This window comes from Mesorhizobium sp. M2A.F.Ca.ET.037.01.1.1 (assembly GCF_003998075.1).
Taxonomy (GTDB): Bacteria; Pseudomonadota; Alphaproteobacteria; order Rhizobiales; family Rhizobiaceae; genus Mesorhizobium.
This window is the reverse complement of sequence record NZ_RZSA01000324.1, coordinates 1-6,357: the sequence shown is the minus strand read 5'-3', so window position 1 is coordinate 6,357 and position 6,357 is coordinate 1. Positions and strand designations below refer to the sequence as shown.

5 protein-coding genes and 1 pseudogene are annotated in these 6,357 nt (G+C 64.1%); all 6 read right to left on the bottom strand.

Features of this window, described 5'->3' with window-relative positions; all coding sequences use genetic code 11:
• Positions 1–2,894, bottom strand: a 2,894-nt coding sequence (locus EOA27_RS17350; RefSeq protein WP_127256770.1) for a 2-oxoglutarate dehydrogenase E1 component, incomplete at its 3' end; no start/stop codon positions are given.
• Between the two features lie 140 nt (positions 2,895–3,034).
• On the bottom strand, positions 3,035–3,937 hold the full coding sequence (sucD, locus tag EOA27_RS17345; protein WP_127256768.1) for a succinate--CoA ligase subunit alpha: 903 nt from the start codon (positions 3,935–3,937) through the stop codon (positions 3,035–3,037).
• Positions 3,938–3,949: 12 nt separating this feature from the next.
• The gene (locus tag EOA27_RS17340) at positions 3,950–4,447 is read right to left on the bottom strand and encodes a DUF1579 family protein (protein WP_127256766.1); all 498 of its coding nucleotides are present in this window, start codon (positions 4,445–4,447) and stop codon (positions 3,950–3,952) included.
• 3 nt (positions 4,448–4,450) lie between these two features.
• Positions 4,451–4,822 (bottom strand): cupin domain-containing protein, encoded by a 372-nt coding sequence (locus tag EOA27_RS17335; protein WP_126080451.1) that lies wholly within the window; start codon positions 4,820–4,822, stop codon positions 4,451–4,453.
• Between the two features lie 5 nt (positions 4,823–4,827).
• Entirely contained in the window at positions 4,828–6,021 is a 1,194-nt protein-coding gene (gene sucC / locus EOA27_RS17330; protein WP_127256764.1) for an ADP-forming succinate--CoA ligase subunit beta, read from the bottom strand.
• A gap of 41 nt (positions 6,022–6,062) precedes the next feature.
• Positions 6,063–6,357: pseudogene (locus tag EOA27_RS17325) on the bottom strand (malate dehydrogenase); the annotation flags it as partial.

Here is a 6,357-nt window from a genome sequence, read left to right as displayed (position 1 = left end):
GTGTAGCGCACCCGCTGATGCTTGGCGTCGATATGCGCCAGCACCCATTCGAGATAGGGATCGATGAACGACCAGGCGCCCATATTCTTGGGCTCCTCCTGGCACCACACCATCTCGGCATTGCGGAAACGCGACAGCTCGGTGATCAGCGCCTTGGCCGGGAACGGATAGAGCTGTTCGACGCGCAGCAGATAAATGTCGTTGATGCCGCGCTTCTCGCGCTCCTCATAGAGGTCGTAATAGACCTTGCCCGAGCACAGCACGACGCGGCGGATCTTGGAGTCCTTGACCAGCTTGATCGACTGGTCGGCCAAGAGCTGCGCATCGTCCCACAGCAGCCGGTGGAACGAGCTCTCGCCCGAAATCTCCGACAGCGTCGACACCGCCCGCTTGTGGCGCAGCAGCGACTTCGGCGTCATCAGGATCAGCGGCTTGCGGAAGTCGCGCTTCAACTGCCGGCGCAGGATGTGGAAATAATTAGCCGGCGTGGTGACGTTCGCGACCTGCATGTTGTCTTCCGCGCAGAGCTGCAGGAAGCGCTCCAGCCGCGCCGACGAGTGCTCCGGCCCCTGGCCCTCATAGCCATGCGGCAACAGGCAGACGAGGCCAGACATGCGCAGCCATTTGCGCTCGCCCGACGAGATGAACTGGTCGAACACCACCTGGGCGCCGTTGGCGAAATCGCCGAACTGCGCCTCCCAGAGCGTCAGCGCCTTCGGCTCCGCCAGGCTGTAGCCATATTCGAAGCCCAGCACCGCCTCTTCCGACAGCATCGAGTTGATGACCTCATAGCCGGCCTGCGCCGCCGAGAGGTTGTTGAGCGGGATGTAGCGGGTCTCGTCGCGCTGGTCGTAGAGCACCGAATGGCGCTGCGAGAAGGTGCCGCGCTCCGAATCTTGGCCGGAAAGCCGGATCGGGTTGCCGTCGAGCAGGATGGCGCCGAAGGCCAGCGCCTCGGCCGTCGACCAGTCGATGCCTTCGCCGGACTCGATCGCCTGGCGGCGGTTCTCGAGGAAGCGCAGGATCGTCTTGTGCGCCTCGAAATCCTTCGGCACCTCGGTCAGCTTCTTACCGATCTCCTTCAGCGTGCGCACCGGCACGGCGGTCTTGCCGCGCCGTTGTTCATCCTGATTGTCAGCAGTGCGCAGGCCGGACCACGCGCCGTCCAGCCAGTCGGCCTTGTTCGGCTTGTAGCTCTGGCCGACTTCCCACTCGGCTTCCAGATGCGCGCGCCAGTCGGCCCGCATCTTGTCGACCTCGGCCTGGGTGACGTGGCCCTCCGCGATCAGCCGGTCGGCATAGATCTGCACCACCGTCTTGTGGGTGCGGATGTTGCGATACATGATCGGTTGGGTAAAGGCCGGCTCGTCGCCCTCATTGTGGCCGAAGCGGCGATAGCAGAACATGTCCACGACCACCGGCTTGTGGAACTTCATGCGGAACTCGGTCGCCACCTTCGCGGCGTGCACCACGGCTTCCGGATCGTCGCCATTGACGTGGAAGATCGGCGCCTCGATCATCTTGGCCACATCCGACGGATAGGGCGAGGAGCGCGAGAAGCGCGGATTGGTGGTGAAGCCGATCTGGTTGTTGATGATGACGTGCAGCGTGCCGGCGACGCGATGGCCGCGCAGCCCCGACAGGCCGAGGATCTCGGCGATCACGCCCTGGCCGGCGAAGGCGGCGTCGCCATGCAAAAGCAGCGGCATCACCTTGGCGCGCTCCGACAGCGGCACGACCTCGCCACGCTCGCGGCCGGAAAGCTGGTCCTGCTTGGCGCGCGCCTTGCCCATCACCACCGGATCGACGATTTCCAGATGCGAGGGATTGGCCGTCAGCGACAGATGCACCTTGTTGCCGTCGAACTCGCGGTCCGACGAGGCGCCGAGATGGTACTTCACGTCGCCTGAGCCTTCGACCTCGTCGGGCGCGGCCGAGCCGCCCTTGAATTCGTGGAAGATGGCGCGGTGGGGCTTGGCCATCACCTGGGAAAGCACATTGAGGCGGCCGCGATGCGCCATGCCGAGCACGATTTCCTTGAGGCCGAGCTGACCGCCGCGCTTGACGATCTGCTCCAGCGCCGGGATCAGCGACTCGCCGCCGTCGAGGCCGAACCGCTTGGTGCCCTTGTACTTGACGTCGATATATTGCTCGAAGCCCTCGGCCTCGATCAGCTTGGACAGGATCGCCTTCTTGCCGGTGGCGGTGAAGGTGATCTCCTTGTCGGCGCCTTCGATGCGCGCCTGGATCCAGGCCTTCTCTTCCGGGTCGGAGATATGCATGAACTCGACGCCAAGGGTCGAGCAATAGGTGCGGGTCAGGATGTCCAACATCTGCCGGATGGTGCCGAATTCCAGGCCCAGCACATTGTCGAGGAAGATCGGCCGGTCGTAATCGGCTTCGGTAAAACCGTAATTCTCCGGCGACAGCTCGTTATAGTCCTCGAGCGGCTTGGCGATGCCGAGCGGATCAAGATTGGCGTGCAGGTGGCCGCGCATGCGGTAGGCGCGGATCATCATGATGGCGCGCACCGAATCGCGCGTCGCCTGGTGCACGTCGGCGTCGGAAAGCACGGCGCCGTTGACGACCGCCTTGTCCTTGACCTTCTTTTCGATCGCCTTCTCAACCAGGCCCCAATTGCCGTCCAGCGCCGAGACCAGCTCGCCATTGGCCGTCAGCGGCCAGGAGGGCTTCGCCCAGGAGGCGCCCTTGGCGTTCTTGCGGACGTCGCCCGCGTCGTCCTTCAGCGCCGAGAAGAAATCCTGCCACTCCGGATCGACCGAAGCCGGATTGTCCTCATAGGCCGCGTAGAGCGCGTCGATATAGTCGGCATTGCCGCCGTAGAGGAACGAGGTGAGCGAGAATTGGTCGTTGGCCTGATCTTGTCTTGCCATTTTCGTCTGCGGAGCCTGGCTCCGTCTCCTTAGTTTGGAGGGGAGTAGGGCAGTAGGGGAGTAAGGCAGTAGGGCGAGCAAGCTGTCGACACGCTCGTCCCGTTCGTCCTATCCCCCTACTGCCCTACTCCCCTACTGCCTTAACCTTTGATCGCCTCGACCAGCGTCGTGCCGAGCCTGGCCGGCGACGGTGAGACCTTGATGCCGGCCGATTCCATCGCCGCGATCTTGTCTTCCGCGCCGCCCTTGCCGCCCGAGATCACCGCGCCCGCATGGCCCATGGTGCGGCCGGCCGGCGCCGTGCGCCCGGCGATGAAGCCCGCCATCGGTTTCTTGCGGCCGCGCTTGGCTTCGTCCTTGAGGAACTGCGCGGCGTCTTCCTCGGCCGAGCCGCCGATCTCGCCGATCATGATGATCGACTTGGTCTCGTCGTCGGCGAGGAACATCTCCAGCACATCAATGAATTCGGTGCCCTTGCCCGGGTCGCCGCCGATGCCAACCGCCGTTGTCTGGCCGAGGCCGACATTGGTGGTCTGGAAGACTGCCTCATAGGTAAGTGTTCCCGAGCGCGAAACAACGCCCACCGAGCCCTTGCGGAAGATGTTGCCGGGCATGATGCCGATCTTGCACTCGTCGGGCGTCAGCACTCCAGGGCAGTTCGGGCCGATCAGCCGCGAAGTGGAGCGGTCGAGCCGCGCCTTGACCTTGACCATGTCCATCACCGGGATGCCTTCGGTGATGCAGACGATGAGCGGGATCTCTGCCTCGATCGCCTCGATGATGGCCTCGCCCGCGCCCGCCGGCGGCACATAGATGACCGAGGCGTTGGCGCCGGTCCTTGCCTTGCCCTCGGCCACCGTGGCGAAGATCGGCAGGCTTTCGCCCTTCGAGCCGGTCCAGGTCTCGCCCCCCTTCTTCGGGTGGATGCCGCCCACCATCTTGGTGCCGTGATAGGCCAGCGCCTGCTCGGTGTGGAACGTGCCGGTCTTGCCGGTCAGACCCTGAACCAGCACCTTGGTATTCTTGTCGACGAGAATGGACATCGCGGCCCTTTTCTAAAAACCGTTGATCGTGGAAGGCGAGACGCGCCGGTAGAGCCCGCTCACCATGTCTTCCCAAGCATTGCTGCTCGTGGCCTTGAACTGAAGTTTCATGCGATAGGTATCGATGTCGTCAAAATTGTAGGTCACGCGAGCCGAGCCGCGCGGCGACGACCGTTCCAGCGCCAATTCGCCGTCGTTCCACGTGCCCGTGGCCGGTGACATCGGCACGAACCCCATCGAGTCGAACTGATGCATGGTGACGAGGCCGTTCTGCTGGTCGAAGCCGAACACATTATGTGCGCCGAACGAGATCGTCCCGTCGCGGCGCTGGCGATAGCGCTGCACCACGAACAAGCCGCCGAACTGAGCCTCGGCCTGAACTTCCGCAGTCGCCGTGCCGGCATCGGTCCATTGCGTTGCCGCGACTTCTTCCTCGCCGCGCCATGCGCCGACCAGCGCCTTCAGGCGTTGGTGACCATCCGAGAGGGAAGAGAAGGGCGACGCGTTCATGGCTCACAGCCGCTTGAGATCGGTGACGGTGAGGTCGCTCCGTGCGTTGCCGGTGTTCAAAGTCGTCGCCGGCTCGAACATCAGCACCACGGGCTCCGGCGTCAGCGAGCGCGGCCGGTGTTCGACGCCGCGCGGCACGACGATGAAGTCGCCCTCGCCGAGCTCGACCGGCCCGTCGCGGAAATCGATGGCGATCCTGCCGCGCAGCACGAGGAAGGCCTCGTCCTCATTGTCATGCGCGTGCCAATCGAAGACCTCGCCGAACTTGGCGACCTTGGCCTGGGCGTCGTTGACGTCGCCGGCGATATGCGGATCGAAGACCTTGGCGATCTTTTGATCCGCCGCCTCGACCAGATTTATCTTGCGCGGAGGCATCCGCTTTAGCCCTTCACCGCCTTGACGATCTTCTTGGCCGCGTCGTCCAGATCGTCGGCCGAGACGACATTCAGGCCGCTGTCGTTGATGATCTTCTTGCCGAGCTCGGCATTGGTGCCTTCCAAGCGCACGACCAGCGGCACTTTCAGCCCCACTTCCTTGACCGCGGCGATCACGCCCTCGGCGATGACGTCGCACTTCATGATGCCGCCGAAGATGTTGATCAGGATGCCCTCGACCGCCGGGTCCTTGGTGATGATCTTGAACGCCGCCGTGACCTTCTCCTTGGAGGCGCCGCCGCCAACGTCGAGGAAGTTAGCCGGCTCAGCGCCATAGAGCTTGATGATGTCCATCGTCGCCATGGCAAGGCCGGCGCCGTTGACCATGCAGCCGATATTGCCGTCGAGCGCGACATAGGCGAGGTCGTATTTCGACGCCTCGATCTCCTTCTCGTCCTCTTCGGTGGTGTCGCGCAGTTCCATCACGTCCGGGTGGCGGAACAGCGCGTTGTTGTCGAACGACACTTTGGCGTCGAGCACGCGCAGATGCCCGTCCTTCATGACGATCAGCGGGTTGACCTCGAGCAGGCTCATGTCCTTCTCGACGAACGCCTTGTAGAGGATCGGGAACAGCGATGCGCCGTCCTTCGCGGCATCGCCGTCGAGCTTCAGCGCGGCATTGAGCGTCTTCACGTCGTCGGCGCTCACGCCCTTTTCCGGGTCGATGGCGACGGTGACGATCTTTTCCGGCGTGTCATGCGCGACCGTCTCGATGTCCATGCCGCCCTCGGTCGAGACGACGAAGGCGATGCGGCCGACCGAGCGGTCGACAAGGATCGACAGATACAGCTCGCGGGCGATATCGGCGCCGTCCTCGATATAGAGGCGGTTGACCTGCTTGCCGGCCGGGCCGGGCTGCTTGGTGACCAGCGTGTGGCCGAGCATCTCGTTGGCGTTGGCGACCACTTCGGCCGCCGACTTCGCCAGCCGCACGCCGCCCTTGGCGTCGGGGCCGAGTTCCTTGAACTTGCCCTTGCCGCGGCCGCCGGCATGGATCTGGCTCTTCACGACATAAAGCGGGCCGGGCAGCGCCTTTGCGGCGGCCTCCGCCTCGCTTGCCTTGAACACCGGAACGCCGCTTGCCACCGGCGCGCCGAACGTCTTCAGCAGCGCCTTGGCCTGATACTCATGGATGTTCATGCGCTTGATCTCCGGGGAGGATGATTGCTTTGCCGGCGAGATTACTTGCCGGCGAGATGCGGGGCGATCTTGGTGCAGGCCTCGGCCAGGCCCTGGACGGCCGCGACCGAATTGTCGAACATCTTCTGCTCGGCCTTCGACAGGTCGATCTCGATGACCCGCTCGACGCCGCCGGCGCCGATCACCACGGGAACGCCGACATAGGTTCCCTTGACGCCATACTGGCCGGAAAGGTGCGCTGCGCAGGGCAGCACGCGCTTCTTGTCCTTGAGATAGGACTCGGCCATGGCGATCGCCGAGGCCGCCGGCGCGTAATAGGCCGAGCCCGTCTTCAAC

Coding starts and splice junctions, on each gene's coding strand:
- sucD (WP_127256768.1), bottom strand. CDS start 3,937: ATGTCCATTCTCGTCGACAAGAATACCAAGGTGCTGGTTCAGGGTCTG.
- EOA27_RS17340 (WP_127256766.1), bottom strand. CDS start 4,447: ATGAACGCGTCGCCCTTCTCTTCCCTCTCGGATGGTCACCAACGCCTG.
- EOA27_RS17335 (WP_126080451.1), bottom strand. CDS start 4,822: ATGCCTCCGCGCAAGATAAATCTGGTCGAGGCGGCGGATCAAAAGATC.
- sucC (WP_127256764.1), bottom strand. CDS start 6,021: ATGAACATCCATGAGTATCAGGCCAAGGCGCTGCTGAAGACGTTCGGC.